At 64.5% G+C, this 24,796-nt stretch carries 22 protein-coding genes; 21 read left to right on the forward strand and 1 reads right to left on the reverse strand.

Translation table 11 applies throughout. The features are described from left to right. Positions 1–69: 69 nt before the first annotated feature. From DL237_RS09085 to DL237_RS09100, 4 genes are read left to right on the forward strand one after another with little or no spacing between them, the layout of a single operon-like run. Complete coding sequence (locus DL237_RS09085; RefSeq protein WP_119398751.1) at positions 70–1,617, forward strand: sugar ABC transporter ATP-binding protein; 1,548 nt, start codon at positions 70–72, stop codon at positions 1,615–1,617. Further along, positions 1,614–2,672 (forward strand): ABC transporter permease, encoded by a 1,059-nt coding sequence (locus tag DL237_RS09090; protein WP_233544920.1) that lies wholly within the window; start codon positions 1,614–1,616, stop codon positions 2,670–2,672. Before DL237_RS09085 ends, DL237_RS09090 begins: the two co-directional genes overlap by 4 nt. Further along, positions 2,669–3,661, forward strand: coding sequence for a galactofuranose ABC transporter, permease protein YjfF (yjfF, locus tag DL237_RS09095; protein WP_199672029.1), 993 nt, complete (start codon positions 2,669–2,671; stop codon positions 3,659–3,661). The genes DL237_RS09090 and yjfF overlap by 4 nt, the downstream gene beginning before the upstream one ends. Continuing rightward, positions 3,658–4,410: a FadR/GntR family transcriptional regulator gene (locus DL237_RS09100; protein ID WP_119398752.1), complete on the forward strand. Its 753-nt coding sequence runs from the start codon at positions 3,658–3,660 to the stop codon at positions 4,408–4,410. Before yjfF ends, DL237_RS09100 begins: the two co-directional genes overlap by 4 nt. 63 nt (positions 4,411–4,473) lie before the next feature. Here DL237_RS09100 and DL237_RS09105 read toward each other — a convergent pair whose 3' ends face one another. Continuing rightward, entirely contained in the window at positions 4,474–5,391 is a 918-nt protein-coding gene (locus DL237_RS09105; protein WP_119398950.1) for a LysR family transcriptional regulator, read from the reverse strand. A gap of 207 nt (positions 5,392–5,598) precedes the next feature. Between DL237_RS09105 and chvE the strand changes: the two genes are divergently transcribed. The 17 genes from chvE to DL237_RS09190 all read left to right on the forward strand — a co-directional run bounded on the left by chvE (position 5,599) and on the right by DL237_RS09190 (position 24,632). Continuing rightward, entirely contained in the window at positions 5,599–6,603 is a 1,005-nt protein-coding gene (gene chvE / locus DL237_RS09110; RefSeq protein WP_233544940.1) for a multiple monosaccharide ABC transporter substrate-binding protein, read from the forward strand. A gap of 108 nt (positions 6,604–6,711) precedes the next feature. Then, entirely contained in the window at positions 6,712–8,232 is a 1,521-nt protein-coding gene (gene mmsA, locus DL237_RS09115; RefSeq protein WP_119398754.1) for a multiple monosaccharide ABC transporter ATP-binding protein, read from the forward strand. Positions 8,233–8,245: 13 nt separating this feature from the next. Next, on the forward strand, positions 8,246–9,439 hold the full coding sequence (mmsB, locus tag DL237_RS09120; protein WP_119398755.1) for a multiple monosaccharide ABC transporter permease: 1,194 nt from the start codon (positions 8,246–8,248) through the stop codon (positions 9,437–9,439). A 138-nt stretch (positions 9,440–9,577) separates the two neighbouring features. After that, the gene (gene araD, locus DL237_RS09125; protein WP_119398756.1) at positions 9,578–11,320 is read left to right on the forward strand and encodes an L-arabinonate dehydratase; all 1,743 of its coding nucleotides are present in this window, start codon (positions 9,578–9,580) and stop codon (positions 11,318–11,320) included. Next, positions 11,320–12,246 carry a Gfo/Idh/MocA family protein gene (locus tag DL237_RS09130; RefSeq protein WP_119398757.1) on the forward strand — a complete coding sequence of 309 codons (927 nt, stop codon included), beginning with the start codon at positions 11,320–11,322 and terminating at the stop codon, positions 12,244–12,246. The genes araD and DL237_RS09130 overlap by 1 nt, the downstream gene beginning before the upstream one ends. Before the next feature lie 13 nt (positions 12,247–12,259). Further along, entirely contained in the window at positions 12,260–13,177 is a 918-nt protein-coding gene (locus DL237_RS09135; protein ID WP_119398758.1) for a dihydrodipicolinate synthase family protein, read from the forward strand. A gap of 21 nt (positions 13,178–13,198) precedes the next feature. Beyond that, on the forward strand, positions 13,199–14,719 hold the full coding sequence (locus DL237_RS09140) for an aldehyde dehydrogenase (NADP(+)) (protein ID WP_119398759.1): 1,521 nt from the start codon (positions 13,199–13,201) through the stop codon (positions 14,717–14,719). A 3-nt stretch (positions 14,720–14,722) separates the two neighbouring features. Then, positions 14,723–15,628, forward strand: a complete 906-nt coding sequence (locus DL237_RS09145; RefSeq protein WP_119398760.1) for a 2-dehydro-3-deoxygalactonokinase — start codon at positions 14,723–14,725, stop codon at positions 15,626–15,628. Further along, positions 15,625–16,233 (forward strand): 2-dehydro-3-deoxy-6-phosphogalactonate aldolase, encoded by a 609-nt coding sequence (locus DL237_RS09150; protein WP_119398761.1) that lies wholly within the window; start codon positions 15,625–15,627, stop codon positions 16,231–16,233. Before DL237_RS09145 ends, DL237_RS09150 begins: the two co-directional genes overlap by 4 nt. Continuing rightward, complete coding sequence (locus DL237_RS09155) at positions 16,230–17,081, forward strand: SMP-30/gluconolactonase/LRE family protein (RefSeq protein ID WP_119398762.1); 852 nt, start codon at positions 16,230–16,232, stop codon at positions 17,079–17,081. Before DL237_RS09150 ends, DL237_RS09155 begins: the two co-directional genes overlap by 4 nt. Before the next feature lies 1 nt (position 17,082). After that, the gene (locus DL237_RS09160; RefSeq protein WP_119398763.1) at positions 17,083–18,066 is read left to right on the forward strand and encodes an aldose epimerase family protein; all 984 of its coding nucleotides are present in this window, start codon (positions 17,083–17,085) and stop codon (positions 18,064–18,066) included. 58 nt (positions 18,067–18,124) lie between these two features. Beyond that, on the forward strand, positions 18,125–19,039 hold the full coding sequence (locus DL237_RS09165; RefSeq protein WP_119398951.1) for a LysR substrate-binding domain-containing protein: 915 nt from the start codon (positions 18,125–18,127) through the stop codon (positions 19,037–19,039). A gap of 255 nt (positions 19,040–19,294) precedes the next feature. After that, a complete protein-coding gene (locus DL237_RS09170) occupies positions 19,295–20,452 on the forward strand; it encodes an ABC transporter substrate-binding protein (RefSeq protein WP_119398764.1) in 1,158 nt (385 codons plus the stop codon). Positions 20,453–20,512: 60 nt separating this feature from the next. Beyond that, entirely contained in the window at positions 20,513–21,496 is a 984-nt protein-coding gene (locus tag DL237_RS09175) for an ABC transporter ATP-binding protein (RefSeq protein ID WP_119398765.1), read from the forward strand. Positions 21,497–21,534: 38 nt separating this feature from the next. Continuing rightward, a complete protein-coding gene (locus tag DL237_RS09180; protein ID WP_233544921.1) occupies positions 21,535–22,398 on the forward strand; it encodes an ABC transporter permease in 864 nt (287 codons plus the stop codon). Continuing rightward, complete coding sequence (locus DL237_RS09185) at positions 22,388–23,194, forward strand: ABC transporter permease (RefSeq protein WP_119398767.1); 807 nt, start codon at positions 22,388–22,390, stop codon at positions 23,192–23,194. The genes DL237_RS09180 and DL237_RS09185 overlap by 11 nt, the downstream gene beginning before the upstream one ends. 13 nt (positions 23,195–23,207) lie before the next feature. Then, a complete protein-coding gene (locus tag DL237_RS09190; RefSeq protein WP_119398768.1) occupies positions 23,208–24,632 on the forward strand; it encodes a gamma-aminobutyraldehyde dehydrogenase in 1,425 nt (474 codons plus the stop codon). Positions 24,633–24,796 lie beyond the last annotated feature (164 nt).

Here is a 24,796-nt window from a genome sequence, read left to right on the forward strand (position 1 = left end):
TCTCCTCGGGTGGTCCGGCGCTGCGGCGCGGGGCCACCCTGAACACTTCGGGACCGCTGGATACGCGACATGACAGACGACACCGCCCAAATCGCCACGCCGCCGGGCGCGCAAGACGCGCCGATGCTGCGGGCCATTGGCATTTCCAAGTTTTTCCCCGGCACCATCGCATTGGACGACGTCGCCCTGACGCTGCACCGCGGTGAGGTGCACGCCCTGCTGGGCGAAAATGGCGCGGGGAAATCGACCCTGATCAAATGCCTGACCGGCGCGTACAAGCGCGACGCGGGCGTGATCGAGCTGGAGGGCGTGGCGATCACCCCCACCAGCACCGCCGAGAGCCAGCACCTGGGCATCGGCACCGTGTACCAGGAGGTCAACCTGCTGCCCAACCTGACCGTGGCCGAAAACCTGTACCTGGGGCGACAGCCGATGCGGGGCGGGCTGGTGTCGCGCCGGCGCATGGTGGCAGAGGCGCGGGCGGTTCTGGCCGATTACGGGCTGGACGTGGACCCGGGCGAGCCGCTGACCCGTTACTCCGTCGCCGTGCAACAGGTGGTGGCGATTGCCCGCGCGGTCGAGATGTCGGGCAAGGTGCTGATCCTGGACGAACCCACCGCCAGCCTGGACCGGGACGAGGTGCAGTTGCTGTTTTCCGTCATCCGCAAGCTGAAGGCGCGCGGGCTGGCCATCGTCTTCGTGACGCATTTCCTGGATCAGGTGTTCGAGATTTCGGACCGCGCGACGGTGCTGCGCAACGGGCGGGTGGTTGGCACGCGCCTGCTGAACACGGTCAGCCAGCACGACATCGTGACGCTGATGCTGGGCCGCCAGCTGGAAGCCAAGGTGCATGACCGGCAGGGCGGAACGGCGGGCGAGATGCTGCTGGAGGTTGCCGATCTGGGCAAGCGCGGGATGCTGGAGCCGTTCAGCCTGGCGCTGCACAAGGGCGAGGTGATCGGCCTGGCGGGTCTGCTGGGGTCCGGGCGCACCGAAATGGCAAACCTGTTGTTCGGTGCGGTGCCTGCCGATGGCGGGACGCTGCGGATGCACGGGAAAGAGATCAGGGTGGCAAATCCGCGCGACGCGGTGCGCCATGGATTCGCCCTGTGCCCCGAGGATCGCAAGACCGAAGGCATCGTCGGGGATCTGTCGGTACGCGACAATATCGTGCTGGCGCTTCAGGCGCGGCAGGGCTGGATGCGGCCCATTCCGCGCGCCAAGGTGAACGAGATCGCCGAACATTACGTGCGCACGCTGGACATTCGCCTGGCCAGCCTGGACATGCCGATCCGGCTGTTGTCGGGGGGCAATCAGCAAAAGGCGCTGTTGGCACGCTGGCTGGCGACCAGCCCCGATTTCCTGATCCTGGACGAACCGACGCGCGGTATCGACGTGGGCGCACATGCCGAGATCATCGCCCTGATCGAGACGCTGCGCGAAAGGGGCATGTCGCTGCTGGTCGCCTCGTCCGAGATGGAGGAGCTGGTGGCCTATTCGACGCGGGTGATCGTGCTGCGCGACCGCCGCCAGGTGGCGGAGTTGACGGGCGCACAGATCACGGCGGACAACATCGTGCATGCAATTGCAGATGATCCGGCAAGGGGGGCAGCATGATGGCGGGCGCCGTACAGGGATTGCTGAAACGCATCATGCCGCAGCTGGTCATACTGGCCGCCGCGCTGCTGCTGAACTTTATCGTTTTTCCCGATTTTTTCCACGTCGATTTCCGCAACGGACGGCTGTTCGGCAATATCATCGACGTCCTCAACCGGGGCGCGCCGACGGCCCTGCTGTGCATCGGCATGACGCTGGTGATCGCGACGCGCGGCATCGACCTGTCGGTCGGTGCGGTGATGGCCATTGCCGGGGCAACCGCGGCGTCGCTGGTCGTCGACGGGCACGGCTGGTTCACCGCGCTGATCGGCGCGCTGGCGACCGGCGCGATCTGCGGCTTCTGGAATGGCATCCTTGTCGCCGTGCTGCGCATTCAGCCCATCGTCGCGACGCTGGTGCTGATGGTGGCGGGGCGCGGGGTGGCGCAGCTGATCACCGAGGGCACGATCCTGACGTTCCTCAACCCCGGCCTGATCCGGCTGGGGGCGGGCACGATCCTGGGCATTCCCACGGCCATCGTGATCTGGATCTGCCTCGGAGCCTTCGTCGCCTTTGCGGTGCGGCGCACGGCCCTGGGGATGCTGATCGAGTCGATCGGCATCAACGAGGCATCGTCGCGCCTTGCCGGGATCAACAGCCGGGTGCTGCTGGTCTGTGTCTACCTGGTATCGGGGCTGTGCGCGGCACTGGCAGGGGTCATCGTGGCGGCCGACATCAAGGGCGCGGATGCCAACAACGCCGGTCTCTGGCTGGAGCTGGACGCCATTCTTGCCGTGGTCATCGGGGGCAACTCGCTGCTGGGGGGGCGGTTTTCGATCGTCGCGTCGCTGATCGGGGCGCTGATCATCCAGTCGGTGAATTCGGTCATCCTGCTGTCGGGGATGCCGCCTGAATTCAACCTGGTGATCAAGGCCATCCTGATCCTGGGCATCCTGGTCATCCAGTCGCCCAAGGTCAGCTATATCTGGTACATGCTGCGGGCCTCGGGGCCACAGCCACAGCCGGACCGCAAGACCCCCCGGCCCCACCGGGCCACCGAGGAGAAGACGCAATGATCCGTTCCACCCACCTGCCCCTGATCGTGACCCTGGTGACCTTTGTCCTGGCCTTTGCCCTGTGCGGGTCGCAGTACCCGTCGATCCTGAGCACGCGCGTGGTGGCGAACCTGCTGACCGACAACGCCTTTCTGGGGATTGTCGCGGTGGGGATGACATTCGTCATCCTGTCGGGGGGGATCGATCTGTCGGTCGGGTCGGTCATCGCCTTTACCGGCGTGCTGCTGGCGGTGATCCTGCGCGACACCTCGATGCACCCTCTGACGGCCTTTGCGCTGGCGCTGGTGATCACCACTGCCTTTGGCGCCGCGATGGGGGCGACGATCCATTACCTTGAAATGCCGCCGTTCATCGTGACGCTGGCCGGAATGTTCCTGGCGCGCGGCGCCGCCTATGTGCTGAGCACCGACAGCGTGCCGATCGACCATGCGTTCTATGACACCCTTCAGGGGATCTACTGGAAGGCCGCGGGCGGCGGGCGGTTTCGCCTGATCGGCGGCCTCATGGTGGTAACGTTCATCGTCGGGGCCGTGGTGGCGCACCGCACGCGGTTCGGGCAGAACGTCTATGCCCTGGGCGGCGGCGCCCAGACGGCCAAGCTGATGGGGGTGCCGCTGGCACAGACCACCATCGGGATCTATGCGATTTCAGGGGGTCTGGCGGGGCTGGCGGGCATTGTCTTCTCGCTCTACACAAGTGCGGGCTATTCCCTGGCCACGGTGGGCGTGGAACTGGATGCGATTGCCGCCGTGGTGATTGGCGGCACGCTGCTGTCGGGCGGATACGGCTTTGTCGCCGGTACCTTTTTCGGCATACTGATCATGGGGTTGATCCAAACCTACATCGTCTTTGATGGCACGCTGTCGAGTTGGTGGACAAAGATCGTCATCGGGATGCTGCTGTTTGCATTCATCCTGCTTCAGAAGGGGCTGACTTGGGCAACGACAGTGCGAAAAAGAAGAGCGACTGGCTCCGCCGCCCTTTCATGACGCTTGTGCAACCGGCCGGTCTGGCCGGCGGGTTGGTCGAGCGGGCGTCGAACCACACGATCTTTGTGGTTGAGCAGATCGGGCGCGCCATCGTCGCCGGGGAATATCCCGCCGAGACGATGATCCCGCTGGACCCGGACCTGTGCGAGATGTTCAACGTGTCGCGCACTGTCGTGCGCGAAGCGAAAAAGACCCTGATCGCCAAGGGGATGATCCAGTCGAAGGCCAAGGTCGGCACGCATGTGCGCCCGGCCGACGAATGGAACATGTTCGACGAGGATGTGCTGCGCTGGCATGCCAGCGTCCGCAGCCCGGGCGCATTCTATGACGAGTTGTTCGAGGTCCGGCTGATCTTTGAACCTGCCGCCGCCGCCCAGGCGGCCGCGCGGGCCAACAGCGCCGATTGCGCCGCGCTGTTCGCGCTGTGCGACATGCTCTCGGCAAGCGAAAGCCGCGCAGATTTCGCCGTCGCGGATTACGACTTTCACAAGCAGGTGCTGAAGCTGTCGGGCAACCGGTTCCTGAATTCGCTGGGCGATATCGTGCAGACGGCGCTGCATTCCCTGTTCATGCTGGAAGCGCACGAAAATTTCCCCGAGGGCAAGGAAGAGGTGGCGCGCAATCACCACGCCATCGCACGGGCCATCGCCGGGGGCGCCGCAGAGGAGGCGCGCGCCGCGATGGCGACGGTGATCCGCAACGGGTATCGCCGGGTCGGCGACAACCCGGTGCCGCGCCCCGGCATCTAGGCCCGGTATCTAGGCCCGACAGCTAGGCCCGACAGCTGGCTGCGATAATCGGCTTCCGCTCAGCTAGAGGCGGCGAAGCACCTCTTTCAGCACGCGGTCGACGGCGCGGGGCAGTTGATGCGCCCGGTTGGCGATGACGAAATAGGGCGACACGGTGATCGTCTGGTCGATGTCCAGCGCCCGCAGGCGCGCCCCCAGGCCCGCTCCGGTCAGGATATCCGCCACCTCCTGCGATTGCGGCGAGATGACGTCGGATTCGGCCAGCAGCGCCAGCACCACCAGCAGGGAAGAGGAGTTGTTGACGTTGCGCGGCACCGGGCGGCCGATCTGCATGAACGCCGCCTCGACCGCCTGACGCAGCGGCGAACCGCGTTCCTGCACGACCCATTCATACTGGCTGAGTTCCTCCAGCGACAGGTTGCGGCGCCCGGCAAGGGGGTGGCTGTCACGCACCAGCATCGAGATGTTTTCGGACCGCGCGGGGTAGATGTGGAAATCCGACACGTCGTATTCGGGCGGCAGACGGGCGATGATGAAATCGAACCGCCCCTCTTTCAGGCCGCGCACCAGCTGTGCCGAGGGGCCGACCTCGATCGTGGCCTCGATGTCGGGGGAGTCCTCCTTTACCGCGCGGATGGCGGGCATCAGGAACCCCATCGCGGGGCCGGTCACAGCCCCCACCCGGATTTCGCCGGACTGGCCGATGTTGATGTTCTCGACCTCGGCCTGAAGGCTTTCCAGTTCGCTGAGGATCACCCGGACGTGGCGCAGAAAGGCCGCGCCCACCGGCGTCGGTTCCATCCAGCGCGGGTGGCGGATGAACAGCGGGGCACCTGCCTCGGCTTCGATATCGGCAAGCATCCGCGAGGCGGCAGGCTGAGAGATCGCCATCCGTTCCGCGGCGAGTTGCAGTTTCTGATGGCGCGCGATTTCGGAGATCAGGCGCAAGTGGCTGGGTTTGAGGCGGCGTATCAGGTCCATGACGCCGATCAGCATATCACCAATGATATGCCTTTTGCCAGAATTAGTATTTTACAGGTATGAGGCCGGAGAGTAGGCAAAGGGCGGTTGAGGAGACCAGCCAAAAAATCAGAACACGTGCGACTGCTGGCCATCGGAGCCATCGGCGCGTTTAGTGGAGGAGCCTCTATGTTCAAGACACTCGTGGCCAGCACGGCCCTAGCCCTTATGCTGACCGGCGGCGTTCAGGCCGAAACCATCGGCATCGCGATGCCGACCAAATCCTCGGCGCGTTGGATTTCCGACGGCGCGGCGATGGTCGAGCAATTCGAAGAGGCCGGTTACGACACCGATCTGCAATACGCCGAAGACGACATCCCGAACCAGCTGGCGCAAATCGAGAACATGATCACCAAGGGCGTCGACGTCCTGGTCATCGCCGCCATCGACGGCACGACGCTGTCGAACGCCCTGGAAAACGCCCATTTCGCGGACATCAAGGTCATCGCCTATGACCGCCTGATCCGCGACAGCGAATACGTCGACTATTATGCCACCTTCGACAACTTCAAGGTCGGCGTGCAACAGGCCACCAGCCTGGTCGAAGGCCTGAAGGAACGTTTCGGTGACGGCCCCTACAACGTCGAACTGTTCGGCGGTTCGCCCGACGACAACAACGCCTACTTCTTTTACAACGGCGCGATGTCGGTCTTGCAGCCGCTGATCGACGACGGCACCATCAACATCGTTTCGGGCCAGGAAGGCATGGATCAGGTCGGCACGCTGCGTTGGGACGGTGCGGTTGCACAGTCGCGCATGGATAACCTGCTGTCCGCCTATTACACCGACAAGCAGGTGCATGGCGTTCTGTCGCCCTATGATGGCCTGTCCATCGGCATCCTGTCGTCGCTGAAAGGTGTCGGCTACGGGTCCGGCGACATGAAGATGCCGATCGTGTCCGGTCAGGACGCCGAGCTGCCGTCGGTCAAGTCGATCATCGCAGGCGAGCAGTATTCGACCATCTTCAAGGACACCCGCGAGCTGGCCCGCGTCACCGTCGGCATGGTCAACGCGCTGGTTAACGGCACCGAGCCGGAGATCAACGACACCGAGACCTACGACAACGGCAAGAAAGTCGTGCCGTCCTACCTGCTGGAGCCGGTCGCCGTGGACAAATCCAACTGGAAAGAAGTTCTGGTCGGGTCGGGCTACTACGACGAAAGCCAGTTCTGATCTGAACACGTTCCTCCGCCGGGCCGGCATCAATCTGTCGGCCCGTCCGGTCCGCCCGCCCCTGCGGCGGGCGGACCCCCAATAACGATAAGCAAAAAAGGCAAAGCCATGAATTCTTTGCTTGAAATGCGCTCCATCACAAAAGAATTTCCCGGCGTCAAAGCGCTCGACAACGTGAACCTCACGGTGGCCGAGGGCGAGATCCATGCGATCTGTGGCGAAAACGGCGCGGGAAAATCGACGCTGATGAAAGTGCTCTCGGGCGTCTACCCTGCTGGAACCTATGATGGAGAAATCCACTATTCCGGCAAGCTGGCACAATTTTCAGGGATCAACGACAGCGAAGACCTGGGGATCATCATCATCCACCAGGAACTGGCGCTGGTGCCGCTGCTGTCGATCGCCGAGAACATTTTCCTGGGGAACGAGCGCGCCAGCGGTGGCGTGGTCAACTGGCGCGAGACATTCCGGCGCACCGAGGACCTGCTGAAGAAGGTGGGCCTGTCCGAGGCCCCCGGCACGCTGATCGAAAGCCTTGGCGTGGGCAAGCAGCAACTGGTCGAGATCGCCAAGGCGCTGTCCAAGGACGTGCGCCTGCTGATCCTGGACGAGCCGACGGCCGCCCTGTCGGAGGGCGACAGTCAGGCATTGCTGGATCTGCTGCTGGAACTGAAGACGCAGGGCGTCACCAGCATCATCATCAGCCACAAGCTGAACGAGGTGCGACGCGTGGCCGACAGCGTGACCGTGATCCGCGATGGTGCCACCGTCAGCACGATGAACACAAAGACCGACGATATCACCGAAGACCGCATCGTGCGCGACATGGTGGGCCGCGACATGGCCAGCCGGTACCCGGCGCGCGAACGTCATGCCGGCGACATGCTGATGGAGGTCAGGGACTGGAACGTCTGGCATGCCGAACACAAGGACCGCCAGGTCATCCGCAACGCCAGCTTCAACGTCCGTGCGGGCGAGGTCGTCGGGATTGCGGGGCTGATGGGGTCGGGCCGCACCGAACTGGCGATGTCGATCTTTGGCAAGAGCTATGGGCGCAACATCTCGGGCGAGGTGGCGATGCACGGGCAGGTCGTGAACGTCAGCGACGTTCCCAACGCCATCGCATCCGGGCTGGCCTATGTCACCGAGGACCGCAAGTCCCTGGGCCTGATCCTTGAGGAAACGATCCAGAAGAACACCACCCTGGCGAACCTGGAAGAGGTCAGCCACCGCGGCGTCCTGGACGAGGGTCAGGAAACCGCCGTGGCCGAGAAATACCGCGATGCCATGAACATTCGCACGCCCAGCGTCTTTCAGAAGGTGATGAACCTGTCGGGGGGCAACCAGCAAAAGGTCGTCCTGTCGAAATGGCTGTTTGCCGGACCCGAGGTGCTGATCCTGGACGAACCGACGCGCGGCATCGACGTGGGCGCGAAATTCGAGATTTACGGCATCATCAACGATCTGTCGGCGCAGGGCAAAGGGGTTGTCATGATCTCTTCGGAAATGCCCGAGCTGCTGGGGATGTGTGACCGGATTTATGTGATGAACGAGGGCGCTCTGGTCGGGGAACTGACCGCCGAAGAGGCCAGCCAGGAGCGCATCATGTCGCTCATCGTGACGGATTGAGGAGTTGAGAGACGTGGAAGTGGCAGACAACAACAACGAAAGCGGCACACAGGGCCTGGGCGCCTACCTGGCCGGGCACCTGCGCGAATACGGGCTGCTGGTCGCGCTGATCGCGATCATGGCGTTCTTTCAGATCGTGACGAACGGCGTGCTGCTGAAGCCCGTCAACATCACCAACCTGTTCCTGCAGAACAGCTATATCATCATCATGGCGCTTGGCATGCTGGTGGTCATCGTCGCCGGGCACATCGACCTGTCCGTCGGCTCGGTCATGGGATTTGTCGGGGCGCTGGCGGCGGTGATGATCGTCAACTGGGGCTGGCCGGTCTGGCTGACCATCCCGGCGTGCCTGATCATGGGCCTGATCATCGGCGCATGGCACGGCTACTGGGTGGCCTACTGGAAGATCCCGGCGTTCATCGTGACGCTGGCGGGGATGCTGGTCTTTCGCGGCCTGTCGCTGTGGCTGCTGGAAGGCCAGTCCGTCGGTCCGTTCCCGCGCAGTTTCCAGGCGCTGTCGACCGGCTTCATTCCCGATTTCCTGGGCGGTGGACGCCCCAATGCCACTTCGCTTGCCGCCGGTATCATCGCGGTTCTGCTGATCCTGTGGCTGGGCATCCGCCAGCGCGCCCGCAACCGCCAGTACGGCATGGAAGACGAACCGACGGCCTTTTTCGTGGTGCGCAACTTCATCATCTGCGGCGCGCTGCTGTACGTGACCTACAAGCTGGCGTATTTCCGCGGCCTGCCGAACGTATTGATCTCGATGGTTCTGCTGACGGTCGTCTATGCCTTCATCACCGCCAACACGACGCTGGGTCGCCGGATCTATGCGCTCGGCGGAAACGAAAAGGCCGCGAAGCTGTCGGGCATCCGGACCGAGCGCCTGACCTTTCTGTCGTTTGTCAACATGGGCCTGCTGGCCGCGCTGGCCGGTCTGATCTTTGCCGCACGCCTGAACACGGCGACACCGAAAGCCGGTTTCGCGGTCGAGCTGGACGTGATCGCGGCCGTGTTCATCGGCGGCGCATCCATGTCGGGTGGGTCGGGCAAGATCGTCGGGGCCGTGGTCGGCGCCTTCATCATGGGCGTGATGAACAACGGCATGTCGATCATGGGTATCGGCATCGACTACCAGCAGGTGATCAAGGGTCTGGTGCTGCTGGCGGCCGTGTTCTTCGACGTCTACCAGAAGAACAAGAACTGAGGCGGACTGCCCTGCCGCCGCGACAGGTGGCGGGGCAACGCAGACGCTGAGTGAGATTTTCGCGCGGCCAAAGGGCTGGCCGTGCGCCCCCCGGCCGCCGATTTCGGCCCCGGAACTATAGTAACAAGGTACCACGAAATGACGTTCAAACCTGCCCAATGGCCCCGCAAGCTGCGCTCGCAGGAATGGTACGGCGGCAATTCACGCGACACGATCTATCACCGCGGCTGGCTGAAGAACCAGGGACACCCGCACGACCTGTTCGACGGGCGGCCGATCATCGGCATCCTGAACACGTGGTCGGACCTGACCCCCTGCAACGGCCACCTGCGCGAACTGGCTGAAAAGGTGAAGGCCGGGATCTGGGAAGCCGGTGGGTTTCCGGTCGAGGTGCCCGTCTTTTCCGCGTCCGAAAACACCTTCCGCCCGACCGCGATGATGTATCGCAACCTTGCCGCGCTTGCGGTCGAGGAAGCGATGCGCGGGCAGCCGATGGACGGGGCCGTGTTGATGGTGGGCTGTGACAAGACCACGCCCAGCCTGCTGATGGCCGCCGCCTCGACCGACATTCCGTCGATCGCGGTGACCGGCGGGCCGATGCTGAACGGCTATTTCCGGGGCGAGCGTGTCGGTTCGGGCACCCACCTGTGGAAATTCTCGGAGATGGTGAAAGCCGGAGAGATGACCCAGGAGGAATTCCTTGAGGCCGAAGCCTCGATGAGCCGCTCGACCGGGACCTGCAACACGATGGGCACCGCCAGCACCATGGCCAGCATGGCCGAGGCGCTTGGCATGGCCCTGTCGGGCAATGCGGCGATCCCGGCGGTCGACTCGCGCCGCCGCGTGATGGCGCAGATGACCGGCCGCCGTATCGTGCAGATGGTCAAGGACGACCTGAAACCGTCCGACGTGATGACCAAGCAGGCGTTCGAAAACGCGATCCGCACCAATGGCGCGATTGGCGGATCGACCAACGCGGTCGTGCACCTGCTGGCCATTGCGGGCCGGGTCGGCGTCGATCTGACGCTGGACGACTGGGACCGCTGCGGGCGCGACGTGGCGACCATCGTGAACCTGATGCCGTCGGGCAAGTACCTGATGGAAGAGTTCTTTTATGCCGGTGGCCTGCCTGTCGTGCTGAAGCGGCTGGGCGAGGCCGGTCTGCTGCACAAGGAGGCGCTGACCGTCGCGGGCACCCCGATCTGGGACGACGTCAAGGACGTGGTGAACTGGAACGAGGACGTCATCCTGCCGGTCGAAAAGGCCCTGACGCAACAGGGCGGCATTGCCGTGCTGAAAGGCAACCTTGCGCCCAAGGGGGCCGTGCTGAAGCCCTCTGCCGCGTCCGAGCACCTGCTGGTGCACACGGGCCGGGCCGTGGTCTTCGAGGATATCGACGACTACAAGGCCAAGATCAACGACCCGGATCTCGACATCGACGAGACCTGCGTGATGGTGCTGAAGAACTGCGGGCCGAAGGGCTATCCCGGGATGGCCGAGGTCGGCAACATGGGTCTGCCGCCGAAGGTTCTGAAAAAGGGCATCACCGACATGGTGCGGATTTCGGACGCGCGGATGTCGGGCACCGCCTATGGCACTGTCGTGCTGCATACCTCGCCCGAAGCGGCGGCAGGTGGGCCGCTGGCCGTGGTGCGCAATGGCGACATGATCAAGCTGGATGTGCCGAACCGGTCGCTGCACCTCGACATCTCGGACGAAGAGCTGGCCAGCCGCCTGGCGGCCTGGGAGCCGACGCATGAACGCGCGCCCTCGGGCTATGAATGGCTGCACCAGACCCACGTTGAGGGCGCCGATACGGGGGCCGATCTGGACTTTCTGAAAGGATCGCGCGGCTCGGCGGTCGGGAAGGATTCCCATTGATGGAAATCGCACTGATAGGGATCGGCAAGATCGCGGCGGACCAGCATGTTCCCGCGATTGCAGCTTCGGACGACTGGCAGTTGGCCGCGACGGTGTCGCGCGCCGGATCGGTCGAGGGGGTCGATGCCTATACCGACTTTGACGCGTTGCTGGCCGAACGACCGGAGATCCGCGTGATCTCTCTCTGCCTGCCGCCCGTGCCGCGCTTTGACTACGCCACCCGTGCGCTGAAGGCCGGTCGGCACGTGATGCTGGAGAAACCGCCGGGGGCCACCCTGTCGGAATGTCACGCACTCGAGGCGCTGGCGCGTGCCAAGGGTGTCTCTCTCTATGCCACCTGGCATTCGCGCGAGGCCGACAAGGTCGCGGCCGCGAAGGAGTGGCTGTCGGGCAAGACGTTGAAATCTTTCCGCGTGACGTGGAAGGAAGACGTGCGCCGCTGGCATCCCGGTCAGGACTGGATATTCGAGCCGGGCGGGCTGGGCGTATTCGATCCCGGCATCAACGCCCTATCCATCGTGACGAGGATCCTGCCGGATGCGATCCACCTGAGTGGTGCCACACTGCATGTTCCCGAGAACCGGCAGGCCCCCATTGCTGCTGATCTGAATTTTTATCACCCCGGCGGGGCGGACGTGTCTGCCGTGTTCGACTTTCGTCAGGAGGGCGAGCAGACCTGGGCCATCGAGGCCGTGACCGAGGACGGCACGATGCAGCTGGCCCACGGCGGCGCGCAGATGTTTGTCGATGGCGTGGCGCACGGCGCGACCGAGACGGGTCTGCACGGGGAATACCCCCGCCTTTACGCCAACATGGCCGCCCTGGTGCGCGCCGGTGGCATCGACATGGACCTGTCGCCGATGCGCCATGTCGCCGATGCCTTCCTGCTTGGCCGTCGCGAGACGGTCGCCCCCTTTGAGTTCTGAGAAAGGACCGACAGTGAAAAGCCCCCTTACCGGCATCCTGCCCGTCGCCCCCACACCGTTCCACGCCGATGGCACCGTCGACGAACAGGGCATGCGCCGTGTCCTAGACCTGTTGATCGACCAGGGCGTCGATGCGATCTGCATCCTTGCCAACTACTCGGAACAGTTCGTGCTGTCCGATGATGAACGCGCCCTGCTGACCAGGCTGAGCGTGGAACATGTCGCGGGCCGCGTGCCGGTGATCGTCACGATCAGCCATTTCAGCACCGAGATCGTCATCGAGCGGGCGAAATATGCCGAGGCGCTTGGCGCGTCGATGGTGATGATGATGCCGCCCTATCACGGTGTCGGCCTGGTGCCCGCCGTCGAGGGGATCTATGAGCATTTCGCCATGGTCTCGGACGCCATCAACATCCCGATCATGATCCAGGATGCGCCGCTGTCCGGTGTCACCCTGCCTGTGCCGCTGCTGGTGCGCATGGCGAAAGAGATCGAGAACGTCAGCTATTTCAAGATCGAGACACCCTTTGCCGCCGACAAGCTGGCACTGCTGATCGAACAGGGCGGCGAACACATCGTCGGGCCGTTCGACGGCGAAGAAGCCGTCACTCTGCTGGCCGATCTGGACGCGGGGTGTACGGGTACGATGACCTCTGGCATGTTCCCCGAGCTGCTGCGCCCGATCGTCACGCATTATCTTGCCGGTGACAAGGACGCGGCCCTTGAACAGTGGAAGCTCTGCATGCCACTTATCAATCATGAAAACCGCCAATGCGGGCTGCGTGCCTGCAAGACGGTCTATGCCGCCGGCGGCGTGATCGGGTCCGATTGCGTTCGCCATCCGCTGAAACCCATGACCCAACGGACCAAGGATCGGCTGCTGCACCTTGCAGGCGAGCTGGACATTCTGGCGCTTCGCTGGGCCAAGTAAGGGCAAAAGGATTTTAAGCACATGACATTCGAACCCCATGGCAAACACCTGATCGCAGGCGACTGGGTTGCCACAGACAAGACGTTCCATTCGGTCCCCGTAACGGGCGAGGCCAAGACCTTTTCCGCGGGCAATGCCGACCTGGTCGACCGTGCGGCAAAGGCCGCCGAGGAGGCCTTCTGGGTCTACGGCTATACCACGCGGGATGAGCGCGCCGCCTTTCTGAACGCCATCGCGGACGAGATCGAAGCCCGTGGCGAGGCGATTACCGCCATCGGCAGCGCCGAAACCGGCCTGCCCGAAGGCCGCCTGCAGGGCGAGCGGGGCCGCGCCACCGGCCAGCTGCGCCTGTTCGCGTCCCATATCCAGGACGGTGCCTACCTGGACAAACGTCACGACGTGGCCCTGCCCGACCGCGCGCCGCTGCCGCGCCCCGACATCAAGCTGGTCGAGCGCCCGATCGGCCCGGTCGCGGTCTTTGGTGCGTCGAACTTTCCGTTGGCGTTTTCGACCGCCGGGGGCGATACCGCCGCCGCGCTGGCCGCAGGCTGCCCCGTCGTCGTGAAGGGCCATGAGGCGCATCCCGGCACCGCCGAGATCGTCGCCGAGGCGATCCACGCCGCAATCAAGACATGCGGCATGCACCCCGGTGTGTTCAGCATGATCCACGGCGGCAACTACGAGGTGGGCGGCGCGCTGGTTCAGCATCCGCTGATCAAGGCTGTCGGCTTTACCGGATCGTTCCGGGGCGGCAAGGCGCTGTTCGACCTGTGTGCACAACGCCCCGAGCCGATCCCGTTCTTTGGCGAGCTTGGCAGCGTCAACCCGATGTTCATGCTGCCCGAAGCCATGGCTGCGCGCGGCGAAGCGCTGGCAACCGGCTGGGCCGGGTCGCTGACGATGGGCGCGGGCCAGTTCTGCACCAATCCCGGCGTGCTGGTGATGGTCGATGGCGCCGATACGGATGCGTTTCTGGAAACGGCTGTCGATGCGCTCGGCAAGGTCGGCCCGCAAACCATGCTGACCAACGGCATTGCCGACGCCTATCGGTCGGGTCGCGATACCATCGCGGCACAACCGGGCGTTCAGGAGATCCTGAACACCACCAGCGAACAGCGCAACGCGACGCCGTTCGTGTTCGAGACGACGGGCGACGCATGGCTGGCGAACCCGGCCCTGGGGCACGAGGTCTTTGGCCCGCTGGGTCTGGCGGTGAAGGTCAAGGACACCGATCAGATGCTGGAGGTTGCCCGCAGCCTTGAAGGTCAGCTGACCTGCACGCTGCACATGGACGACGGCGACACCGAGCTGGGCCAGAAACTGATGCCAGTGCTGGAACGCAAAGCGGGCCGCATCCTGGCGAATGGTTTCCCCACCGGCGTCGAGGTGTCCGAGGCGATGGTGCATGGCGGGCCGTTCCCGGCCTCGACCAACTTTGGCGCGACCAGCGTCGGCACCATGGCGATCCGTCGTTTCCTGCGCCCGGTCAGCTATCAGAACCTGCCGGACGCGCTGTTGCCGGTCGACCTGCAACAGGACTGAGCGATGTACGCAGACTGGATTGCCGCCGACTGGGGCACCTCGAACCTGCGCCTCTGGGCCATTGGCCCGGAGGGACAGGTCATGGTGGAACGTTCCTCGGCCGATGGCATGGGCAAGCTGACGCCCGAGGGCTTCGAGCCGGTGCTGGTGGCGCTGGCCGGGGACCTTCTGGAACCGGGCCGCGTGACGCAGGTGCTGATCTGCGGCATGGCCGGGGCGCGTCAGGGCTGGGTCGAGGCCCCCTATACCGCCACGCCCTGCCCGCCCGCCAGTCTGTCACCCGTCCCTGTCAAGACCAGGGATCCGCGCCTGTCGGTGCGGATCCTGCCCGGTGTCTGCCAGACCGACCCCGCCGATGTGATGCGCGGCGAGGAAACGCAGATCGCGGGCTTTCTTGCCATGGAACCCGACTTCGACGGCACGCTGTGCCTGCCCGGCACCCATACCAAATGGGTGCGGGTCGCCCAGGGCCAGATCCGGCATTTCCGCACCGCCATGACCGGCGAAATGTTCGCGTTGCTGTCGACGCAATCGGTGCTGCGCCACTCGGTACACGGCGAGGCATTCAGCGACCCGGCATTTGCCGACGCGCTGGAACAGGCGCTGAGTGCGCCCGACGGCCTGCTGCTGGACCTGTTTTCAATACGCCCGTCGTCGCTGTTGAACGACACCCCCGCCGAGGTCGCCCGGGCCCGCCTGTCGGGTCTGCTGATCGGGTCGGAACTGGCTGCGACGCGCGACTATTGGCGGTCGATGCCGGTGGTCATCATCGGGGATGCCGGGCTGAGCGCGCGCTATGGCGCGGCGCTGACGCGCGCCGGGGCAAGCGCCCGCGTCAGTGACCACCCCGCCCTTGCACTGAACGGCCTGATTGCCGCCCACGCGCACCTTTCCGAGGACATGACATGAGCCGCAATATCGTCGCCATCCTGCGCGGGATCACCCCCGCAGAGGCCCTGCCCGTTGCCGAAGCCCTGATTGCCGCCGGGATCACCAAGATCGAAGTGCCGCTGAATTCGCCCTCGCCGCTCGAGTCCATCGCGGCGATCGCTCGGTCCTGTGGCGACAGCGCCCTGATCGGCGCTGGTACGGTTCTGCGTGTCGAGGACGTCGCCGATGTGCAACAGGCCGGGGGCGCGCTGATCGTGTCGCCCAACGTCAATACGGACGTGATCCGGGCAACGAAGGCCTGCAACATGGCCAGTTATCCCGGCGTGATGACTCCGACGGAATGCTTTGCCGCACTGGACGCAGGCGCCGACGGTCTGAAACTGTTTCCCGGATCGTTGATCGGCGTGGCCGGGCTGAAGGCGATTGGCGCGGTGCTGCCAAAAGGCACCGAGGTGCTGGCCGTCGGCGGCGCCGGGCCGGACAATTTTGCCGAATGGTTCGCCGCCGGCATCTCTGGCTTTGGCATCGGCTCGGCGCTGTACAAACCCGGCGACAGTGTTGCGGTGATTGCCAGCCGCGCGGCCGAAATCGTTGCCCGCTATGACGAAACCGTGCCGAAATGACCAGTTCCGTCTTTGACACCCGCCCCTGCACGCTTGGCGAAGGACCGCTGTGGCATCCCGAGCGCAACCAGTTGTTCTGGTTCGACATCATCGGCAAGCGGCTGCTGTCGCAACAGGATGGAGAGCCGCTGGAATGGCAATTCGACGAACATTTCTCCGCCGCCGGCTGGGTCGATCACGAGACGCTGCTGCTGGCATCGGAAACCGGGCTCTGGCGCTTTGACATTGCCAGCGGCGCGCACGAGGTTGTCGCCCCGCTTGAGGCGGACAAGCCCCGGACCCGCAGCAACGATGGCCGCGCGGACCCCTTTGGCGGCTTCTGGATCGGCACGATGGGCAAGGAAGATCCACGTCAGGACGCGGGGGCAATCTATCGGTTTTACGACGGTGTGATCGAACCGATCTTTTTCGGCATCACCATTCCCAACGCCATCTGTTTTTCCCCAGATGGTCGCAGCGCCTATTTCGCGGACACGCCCACGCAAATGATCATGCGGCAACCCCTGGATGCCGAAGGCTGGCCCATGGGCGAACACGAGGTCTTCGTCGATTTGACCGCCGATGGCCTGTTTCCCGATGGGGCCGTGGTCGACGCCCAGGGCTATCTGTGGAACGCGCAATGGGGCGCGTCGCGGGTTGCGCGGTATGCCCCCGATGGCCGCTTTGATCGTGCGATTGCGGTGGGCGGGCAGCATTCATCCTGTCCCGCGTTTGGCGGCGCGGATCTGGACCAGCTTTTCGTGACGACTGCGCGCGAAGCCATTGCCGCCCCCGATGCCGCCCAGGGCCTGGTCTATACCGCCCCTGCCGGTGTGAGCGGACAGAAAGAATATCGCGTAAAGGTCTAACATGATGACGGACGTATTCGGCACCCTGCCCGACGGCGACACGGTTGAACGGGTCACCATCACCGATGGCCACCTGCGCGCACATCTGATCAGTTATGGCGCCACGTTGCAGGACCTGCGCCTGACCGGGATCGCGCATCCGCTGGTGCTGGGCACACAAACGCTGGAAGACTACTTTGTGAACCTGCGGTTTTTCGGTGCGACCGTCGGGCGATATGCCAACCGCATCGCCGGGGGGCGGTTCAGCATCGGCGGCGCGACCTGTCAGACCGACCTGAATGAAAAGAACCGCACCACGCTTCATGGCGGCGCAAAGGGCCTTGGGGCCGTGAATTGGCAGATCGAAAGCGCGAGCGATGTCGCCGTGACCTTCGTCGCGGAACAACCCGATGGCCACATGGGCTTTCCCGGTGCGCTGGTGGCCCGCACGACCTATCGCATCGCGCACGGCGCGCTTGAGATCGAGATGAGCGCGACCTGCGACAAGACCTGCCCGATCAGCATTGCCAACCATTCCTATTTCAACCTCGACGGCACGGACGACGTCACCGCGCATATGTTGTCGGTCGCGGCTGAAAATTACCTGCCCGTGGATGAGCGGATGATCCCGACGGGGCAGATCGCCCCGGTTGCGGGGACCAAGTTCGATTTCCGCACCCCACGCGCCATCGGCCTGGCCGGATATGATCACAACTTTTGCCTGACGCCCGGGGATGGCCTGCGCGAGGTCGCCGTGCTGACGGGAACCAATGGATTGACCCTGCGGCTGGAAACGGATGCCCCGGGCTTGCAGGTCTATGACGCCCAACACCTGACCGCCGAGGGGCAGCCTGGGCTGGACGGGCGCCGTTATACCACGCACGCCGGGCTGGCGATGGAAACCCAGATGTGGCCCGACGCGCCGAACCAGCCGGGTTTCCCCGATGCCCTGGTCCCGGCAGGCAAGACGTATCGCAGCCGAAATAGGCTGACCTTTACCGCGTGACCCCTTGCCTCGGTGCGCACCGCCTGCCCCAATGGCCGCATTCGCTTCGGGGTTCGCCATGTCCTTTACCATCCGCCAATTGCAATATTTTGTCGCCGTGGCCGAAAAGGGGTCCGTGATCGGGGCGGCGCAGATGCTGTCCATCTCGCAGTCCGCGATCACCGAGGCGATCAAGAACCTTGAGGGCGACCTGGGTGTCACCCTGTTCGACCGCCATGCGCGCGGCCTCGACATCACCTATAACGGCCACCAGTTCCTGCGCCATGCAACCAAGATCCTGGCGGATGTATCCGGCGCCCGCCGGGCCTTTGCACCCAGCCGAGAGACGCTTTCGGGGCGCCTGAATGTCGGCGTCACCTCTCTCATGGCGGGCTATGTCATGTCGGACCTGCTGGCGCGCTATCGCCGCCTCAATCCCGGGGTCGAGGCGACGGCGATCGAAGATACCGGCGAATACCTGGAACATCTGCTGGTCGGCGGAGAGCTGGACGTGGCCGTCATGGTAATTTCCAACCTGCGCGACCGCATGGCGCTGCAATCCGAGATCCTGAACGTGTCTGCCTTCCGCCTCTGGCTGCCTCTGGAACACAAGCTGACGCGGCAAGAGAGCATCTCGCTCGACGATGTGGCGCGCGAACCCTTGATCATGCTGAACATAGACGAGATGGAGGACGAGGCGGTAAATCTGCTGTCGGCCTTCGGCAAGCGGCCCCGCATCGCCTTTCGTACGCGGTCTGTCGAAGCGGTGCGATCCCTGGTGGCGACGGGGGCCGGGGTGGCGCTGTTGCCCGATCTGATCTATCGGCCGTGGTCGCTGGACGGAGACCGGATTGAATCACGCGACGTGTCCGGCGCGCTGCCTATTTTGCAGGTGGGAATTGTCTGGCGAAAGGGGCTGTCGCTGTCTGCCGCGACCAGGGATTTCATTTCAATCGCTCAAGCATCCCAATCCCTTAAGGACTTCAGGCATTAGCTATCGGAAAAACCGAACGCTTATTTCTGTATTACCCGTTTGTCATTTTGCCGCAACGCGGCGGATAGTCATCGCACCAGAGACGGGCGCCGCGTTCAGCCGCAACACGCCAGACGTGCGAAACCCCGCGAAAAGGATGATCCAACATCGGGTGCCCCTGCGGGTGCCGGACAGACCTGCGCACGGCCCGCCGTTGCGCGCCAATACCCCTGTCTGCCGCCCTGCCCCGGCCCCGCCAACATGGGAGTGTTTGCTATGACCAAAAGGTTCCTGACCGGCGCCGTAGCGCTATTGGCCAGCACAGCGCTGGCTGGCACCGCCACGGCACAGATGAGCGAAATCGGCGAGGGCGAAGGCGCGCTGTCGATCGTCGCGTGGGCCGGCTATATTGAGAGCGGAGAAACCGACGCCGACTTTGATTGGGTAAGCGCGTTTCAGGACAAGACCGGCTGCATGGTCAGCGTCAAGACGGCCAATACCTCGGACGAGATGGTCGCCCTGATGAACGAGGGCGGGTTTGATCTGGTCACCGCATCGGGCGACGCCTCCTTGCGCATGATCGCAGGCAACCGGGTGCAGCCGATCAACATCGACCTGATCCCGAGCTGGTCCAAGGTCGATGACCGGCTGAAGGACGCGCCCTGGCACACGGTCGACGGCGTCCACTATGGCGTGCCCTACATGTGGGGGCCGAACGTGCTGATGTACGACACCGAAGTTTTTCCGGAAGCACCGAAATCCTGGGACGTCGTGTTCAAGCAGATGGACCTGCCCGACGGCGCCAGCAACGCCGGTCGCGTGCAGGCCTATGACGGCCCGATCCACATCGCCGATGCCGCGAATTATCTGATGTACCACGATCCCGACCTTGGCATCACCGATCCCTATGAGCTGACCCAGCCGCAATATGATGCCGCGCTGGACCTGCTGCGGGGCCAGCGCGAACTGGTCAGCCGCTACTGGCATGACGCCTTTATCCAGATCGACGACTTCAAGAACGAAGGCATGGTCGCCTCGGGGTCCTGGCCGTTTCAGGTGAACCTGCTTGAGGCCGATGGCGTGCCCGTCGCCTCGACCATCCCCGAAGAGGGGGCGACAGGCTGGGCCGACACCACCATGCTGCACGCCGAGGCCGAGCATCCGAACTGCGCCTACATGTGGATGGAACACACGCTGTCGTCGAACCTGCAAAGCGACCTGTCGGTCTGGTTCGGCGCAGTGCCCTCGGTGCCCGAGGCCTGCACGGACGGGTCGGGGATGCAGACAGCCGAGGGTTGCACAGCCAACGGTCTGGACGATTTCGACAAGATCAAGTTCTGGAAAACCCCGGTGGCCAATTGTGCCAGCCAGGAAGAATGCGTGCCCTATTACCGCTGGGTCTCGGACTATATCGGCGTGATCGGCGGGCGCTAGGCGCATCCTGAAACGACCCCGCCGCAGGGTTCTTGCGGTGGGGTCAACGGAGTTGATCCCATGTCGGCAGTTTCCTTCGATGGCGTTTCGCGCCATTTCGGCCCCGTGCGCGCCGTCGACGCAGTGTCTCTGGACATTGCCGAGGGCGAATTCTTTGCCATGCTCGGCCCATCGGGCAGCGGCAAGACCACTTGCCTGCGCCTGATCGCCGGGTTCGAACGGCCCAGTGCCGGCGTGATCCGGCTTTTCGGCGCAGCGGTCCAGGACCAACCGCCCTATCGCCGCCCGGTCAATACGGTGTTTCAGGACTACGCCCTGTTTCCGCACCTGAACGTGCGTGACAATGTCGCCTATGGCCTGATGATCGCAGGACAAAACCGCGCCGACCGGCACCGCGCCGCGGACGAGGCGCTGGAGATGGTGCGCCTGTCCGGGTATGGCGCGCGCAAACCCTCGGCGCTGTCGGGTGGGCAACGTCAACGCGTGGCCCTGGCGCGTGCGCTGGTGATGAAACCGCGTGTCTTGTTGCTGGACGAGCCGCTGGGTGCGCTGGACCTGAAGCTGCGTGAACAGATGCAGGACGAACTCAAGACCCTGCAACGTCAACTCGGCATCACCTTCATCTTCGTCACCCACGATCAGGGAGAGGCGCTTTCGATGGCGGATCGCGTCGCTGTGTTCAACGAGGGCCGCATCCTGCAAACCGGCACGCCCGAAACCGTCTATTTTCGCCCCGACGTGCCCTTTGTCGCGGATTTCGTCGGCTCTTCGAATATCCTGCCTGCGCCGCTGGTGGCCCGGCTGACCGGCACCCATGCCGCCGCTGCGCTGCGCCCCGAGGCGTTGCGTATCGCAGATGCCGGACCGCTGCGCGCCACCGTCACGGCGCTGTCGTTCCTGGGGACCGCGACGCGCGTGGTGCTGGAGGCCGAGGGCACCCGTCTGACCGCCTTGCTGGCCAAGGGCGCGCCCCGTCCCGCCCCGGGTGACACCGTTGCGCTGGCCTGGGATGCGGGCGATCTGCACCTGATGGCCGGTGCATGATGCGCGCATTTTCCGATACACTGTGGCGGCGCCCGCGCTTGACCATTGCCCTGCTGCTGGCGCCGCCGCTGATCTGGCTTGGCGTCGTCTACCTCGGCGCGCTGGCGGCGCTGCTGGCGCAGAGCTTTTTCTCGATCGACCATTTCACGGGTCAGGTGAACCGGGACCTGACGCTTGCGACCTATGCCGAGCTGTTGCGCGCCTCGAACCTCGACATCATCCTGCGCACCGTCACCATGGCGGCCCTGGTCACGCTGGCCTCGGCAGTCATCGCCTTTCCGATCGCCTGGTACGCCGCCCGCCATGCGCGGGGCCGCTGGAAGGCGCTGTTCTACCTTGGCGTGATGATGCCCCTGTGGTCGAGCTATCTGGTCAAGGTCTATTCGTGGAAGCTGATCCTGGCCCGCGAAGGTATCCTGACGTGGGGCGCGGAAAAACTGCACCTGGCCTGGGCACTGAACGGGTGGCTGGCGCTGCCGGTGGTGGGTGGCAATTCCCTGTCGGTCAGTGCGACGGGCACCTTTGTCGTGTTCGTCTACGTCTGGTTGCCCTACATGATCCTACCGGTGCAGGCCGCGCTGGAGCGCGTGCCCCCATCCATGCTGGAAGCCAGCGGAGACCTTGGCGCGAAGCCGTTCCAGACCCTGCGCCACGTGCTGTTGCCGCTGGCAATGCCGGGTGTCGTCGCGGGGTCAATCTTCACGTTCTCGCTGACGCTGGGGGATTACATCATTCCGGGCATCATCGGCTCGTCCCGCCGTTTCATCGGGCAGGCGGTCTATGAACAGCAAGGGGTGGCGGGCAACACGCCACTGGCCGCCGCCTTTGCCATGGTGCCGATCCTGATCATGGCGGCCTACCTGTGGGCGGCCAAGAAGCAGGGAGCGTTCAATGCCCTCTGATCGCGCGCCGCTGTCGCTGAAGATCGCCGCCGGGGCGGGTCTGTTGTTCCTGCACCTGCCGATCCTGCTGATCTTCGTCTATGCCTTCACGACCGAGGACAAATCCTATCAGTGGCCGCCGCCCGGTCTGACGCTGAAGTGGTTCGCGGTGACGTGGAACCGGCCCGACGTCTGGGCGGCGCTGCGCCTGTCGCTTCAGGTGGCTGCGATTTCCACCGCCGTGGCGCTGGTTCTGGGCACGCTCTGCGCCGCCGCCGTGTCGCGGGCGCATTTCTTTGGCCGCGAAACGGTGTCGTTGCTGGTGATCCTGCCGATTGCCCTGCCCGGTGTGGTGACCGGCATCGCCCTGCGCTCGGTCTTTCATATCGCCGAGATCCCGTTCAGCTTCTGGACCATCGTTCTGGGGCACGCGACCTTTTGCGTCGTCGTCGTCTACAACAACGCCGTGGCGCGGTTCCGGCGCACCTCCGGGTCCCTGATCGAGGCGTCGATGGATCTTGGGGCCGACAGTTTCCAGACCCTGCGCCACGTCCTCCTGCCCAATATCGCGACGGCCTTGCTGGCGGGGGGGATGCTGGCCTTTGCGCTCAGCTTTGACGAGGTCATCGTCACCACCTTTACCGCCGGCCAGCAGCAGACCCTGCCGATCTGGATGCTGGAAGAGCTGGTCCGCCCGCGCCAGCGCCCTGTCACCAACGTGGTGGCGATGGTCGTGGTGCTGGTGACCCTACTGCCCATCCTGGGCGCATACTATCTGACCCGCGGCACCGATGCGGTGGCCGGTCAGGGCAAATGACGAAAGGGAGATCATGGATACCCACATGCTGATCGGCGGCGGCTTCGAGCCCGGAACCGAGGTCGAGGAAAAGGTGCTGAACCCGCGCACCGGCGCGCTGATCCTGGCCATGCCCGAGGCGAACACGGACCAGATCGACCGCGCCGTCGCCGCCGCCCGCGCCGCCTTTCCCGGCTGGTCGCGCACCACGCCCGGCGAACGTTCGGCCAAGCTGCTGGCGATTGCCGATGCGGTCGAGGGTGCCGCCGAGGAACTGGCGCGGCTGGAGGCGCTGAACTGCGGCAAGCCCTATCACGCCGTGCTGGGGGACGAGATCCCCGGCGTTGCGGATTGTTTCCGGTTTTTTGCCGGGGCGGTGCGGAACATGTCCGGTCCGCTGGCCGGGGAATACCTTGAGGGCCATACCTCGATGATCCGGCGCGATGCGATCGGCGTCGTGGCATCCATCGCGCCCTGGAACTATCCGCTGATGATGATGGCGTGGAAACTGGCCCCGGCGCTGGCGGGCGGCAATACGGTGGTGATGAAACCGTCGGAACAGACGCCGCTGACCGCGCTGGCCTTTGCCCGCATCCTGTCGGGCATCCTGCCCGAGGGGGTGGTGAACGTGATCACGGGTCAGGGGGCCAGCGTCGGCAATGCGCTGATCAACCATCCCGGCGTCGACATGGTGTCGATCACCGGTGATGTGGCCACCGGGCGCAAGGTATTGCAGGCGGCCTCGAAATCGCTGAAGCGCACGCACCTGGAGCTGGGCGGCAAGGCCCCCGTCATCGTCTTTGACGATGCCGACCTGGAGCGGGTGGTCGCCGGGGTGCGTGCCTTCGGCTACTACAACGCCGGCCAGGATTGCACCGCAGCCTGCCGGATCTACGCCGGGGCGAAGATTCACGACCGGCTGGTCGCGGCGCTGGCCGAGGCGGTGTCTTCCATCACCTACGACAACCCGGACGACACCCTGAACGAGATCCCGCCGTTGATTTCGCAGCGCCAGCGCGACCGGGTGGCAAGTTTCGTGCAGCGGGCGTCGGAACTGGGCCATATCGAGGTCGCGACGGGCGGTGCGGTGCAGGACGGCCCGGGGTTCTATTACAAGCCCACGGTGATCGTCGGAGCCCTGCAAACCGACGAGATCGTGCAGCGCGAGGTCTTTGGGCCGGTGGTGTCGGTGACGCGGTTCGATACCCCGGACCAGGCGGTGACATGGGCCAACGACAGCGGCTATGGCCTCGCGTCCTCGGTCTGGACGGGCAGCATCGGGATGGCGATGGATGTGGCGGCGCGGCTGCAATACGGCTGCACCTGGATCAACACGCATTTCATGCTGGCCAACGAGATGCCGCACGGCGGGTTCAAGCAATCCGGTTACGGCAAGGATCTGTCGATGTATGCGCTGGAGGATTACACCGTCGCGCGTCACATCATGATCGCGCATTAGGGCGGGCTGTGGAGGGGGCGCTGCCCCCGCCTGCGGCCCCCCAGGGTATTTCTGGCCAGATGAGGGCGAGCCGGACGCGCGCCTGCCAGCCGGAGTCGGGAAACCGGGACCGGACCGCGACAGGAAGGAGGAGGCCGTTGTCCGATCCCGGAAGGCCCCGACGC

Origin of the sequence: Pseudooceanicola sediminis (genome assembly GCF_003575965.1) — a bacterium.
GTDB lineage: Bacteria > Pseudomonadota > Alphaproteobacteria > Rhodobacterales > Rhodobacteraceae > Pseudooceanicola > Pseudooceanicola sediminis.

What these genes read in the sequence shown, in the direction of transcription:
- DL237_RS09085 (WP_119398751.1), top strand. Translation starts at nt 70, where the DNA reads ATGACAGACGACACCGCCCAAATCGCCACGCCGCCGGGCGCGCAAGAC.
- DL237_RS09090 (WP_233544920.1), top strand. Translation starts at nt 1,614, where the DNA reads ATGATGGCGGGCGCCGTACAGGGATTGCTGAAACGCATCATGCCGCAG.
- yjfF (WP_199672029.1), top strand. Translation starts at nt 2,669, where the DNA reads ATGATCCGTTCCACCCACCTGCCCCTGATCGTGACCCTGGTGACCTTT.
- DL237_RS09100 (WP_119398752.1), top strand. Translation starts at nt 3,658, where the DNA reads ATGACGCTTGTGCAACCGGCCGGTCTGGCCGGCGGGTTGGTCGAGCGG.
- DL237_RS09105 (WP_119398950.1), bottom strand. Translation starts at nt 5,391, where the DNA reads ATGGACCTGATACGCCGCCTCAAACCCAGCCACTTGCGCCTGATCTCC.
- chvE (WP_233544940.1), top strand. Translation starts at nt 5,599, where the DNA reads ATGCTGACCGGCGGCGTTCAGGCCGAAACCATCGGCATCGCGATGCCG.
- mmsA (WP_119398754.1), top strand. Translation starts at nt 6,712, where the DNA reads ATGAATTCTTTGCTTGAAATGCGCTCCATCACAAAAGAATTTCCCGGC.
- araD (WP_119398756.1), top strand. Translation starts at nt 9,578, where the DNA reads ATGACGTTCAAACCTGCCCAATGGCCCCGCAAGCTGCGCTCGCAGGAA.
- DL237_RS09130 (WP_119398757.1), top strand. Translation starts at nt 11,320, where the DNA reads ATGGAAATCGCACTGATAGGGATCGGCAAGATCGCGGCGGACCAGCAT.
- DL237_RS09140 (WP_119398759.1), top strand. Translation starts at nt 13,199, where the DNA reads ATGACATTCGAACCCCATGGCAAACACCTGATCGCAGGCGACTGGGTT.
- DL237_RS09145 (WP_119398760.1), top strand. Translation starts at nt 14,723, where the DNA reads ATGTACGCAGACTGGATTGCCGCCGACTGGGGCACCTCGAACCTGCGC.
- DL237_RS09150 (WP_119398761.1), top strand. Translation starts at nt 15,625, where the DNA reads ATGAGCCGCAATATCGTCGCCATCCTGCGCGGGATCACCCCCGCAGAG.
- DL237_RS09155 (WP_119398762.1), top strand. Translation starts at nt 16,230, where the DNA reads ATGACCAGTTCCGTCTTTGACACCCGCCCCTGCACGCTTGGCGAAGGA.
- DL237_RS09160 (WP_119398763.1), top strand. Translation starts at nt 17,083, where the DNA reads ATGATGACGGACGTATTCGGCACCCTGCCCGACGGCGACACGGTTGAA.
- DL237_RS09165 (WP_119398951.1), top strand. Translation starts at nt 18,125, where the DNA reads ATGTCCTTTACCATCCGCCAATTGCAATATTTTGTCGCCGTGGCCGAA.
- DL237_RS09170 (WP_119398764.1), top strand. Translation starts at nt 19,295, where the DNA reads ATGACCAAAAGGTTCCTGACCGGCGCCGTAGCGCTATTGGCCAGCACA.
- DL237_RS09175 (WP_119398765.1), top strand. Translation starts at nt 20,513, where the DNA reads ATGTCGGCAGTTTCCTTCGATGGCGTTTCGCGCCATTTCGGCCCCGTG.
- DL237_RS09185 (WP_119398767.1), top strand. Translation starts at nt 22,388, where the DNA reads ATGCCCTCTGATCGCGCGCCGCTGTCGCTGAAGATCGCCGCCGGGGCG.
- DL237_RS09190 (WP_119398768.1), top strand. Translation starts at nt 23,208, where the DNA reads ATGGATACCCACATGCTGATCGGCGGCGGCTTCGAGCCCGGAACCGAG.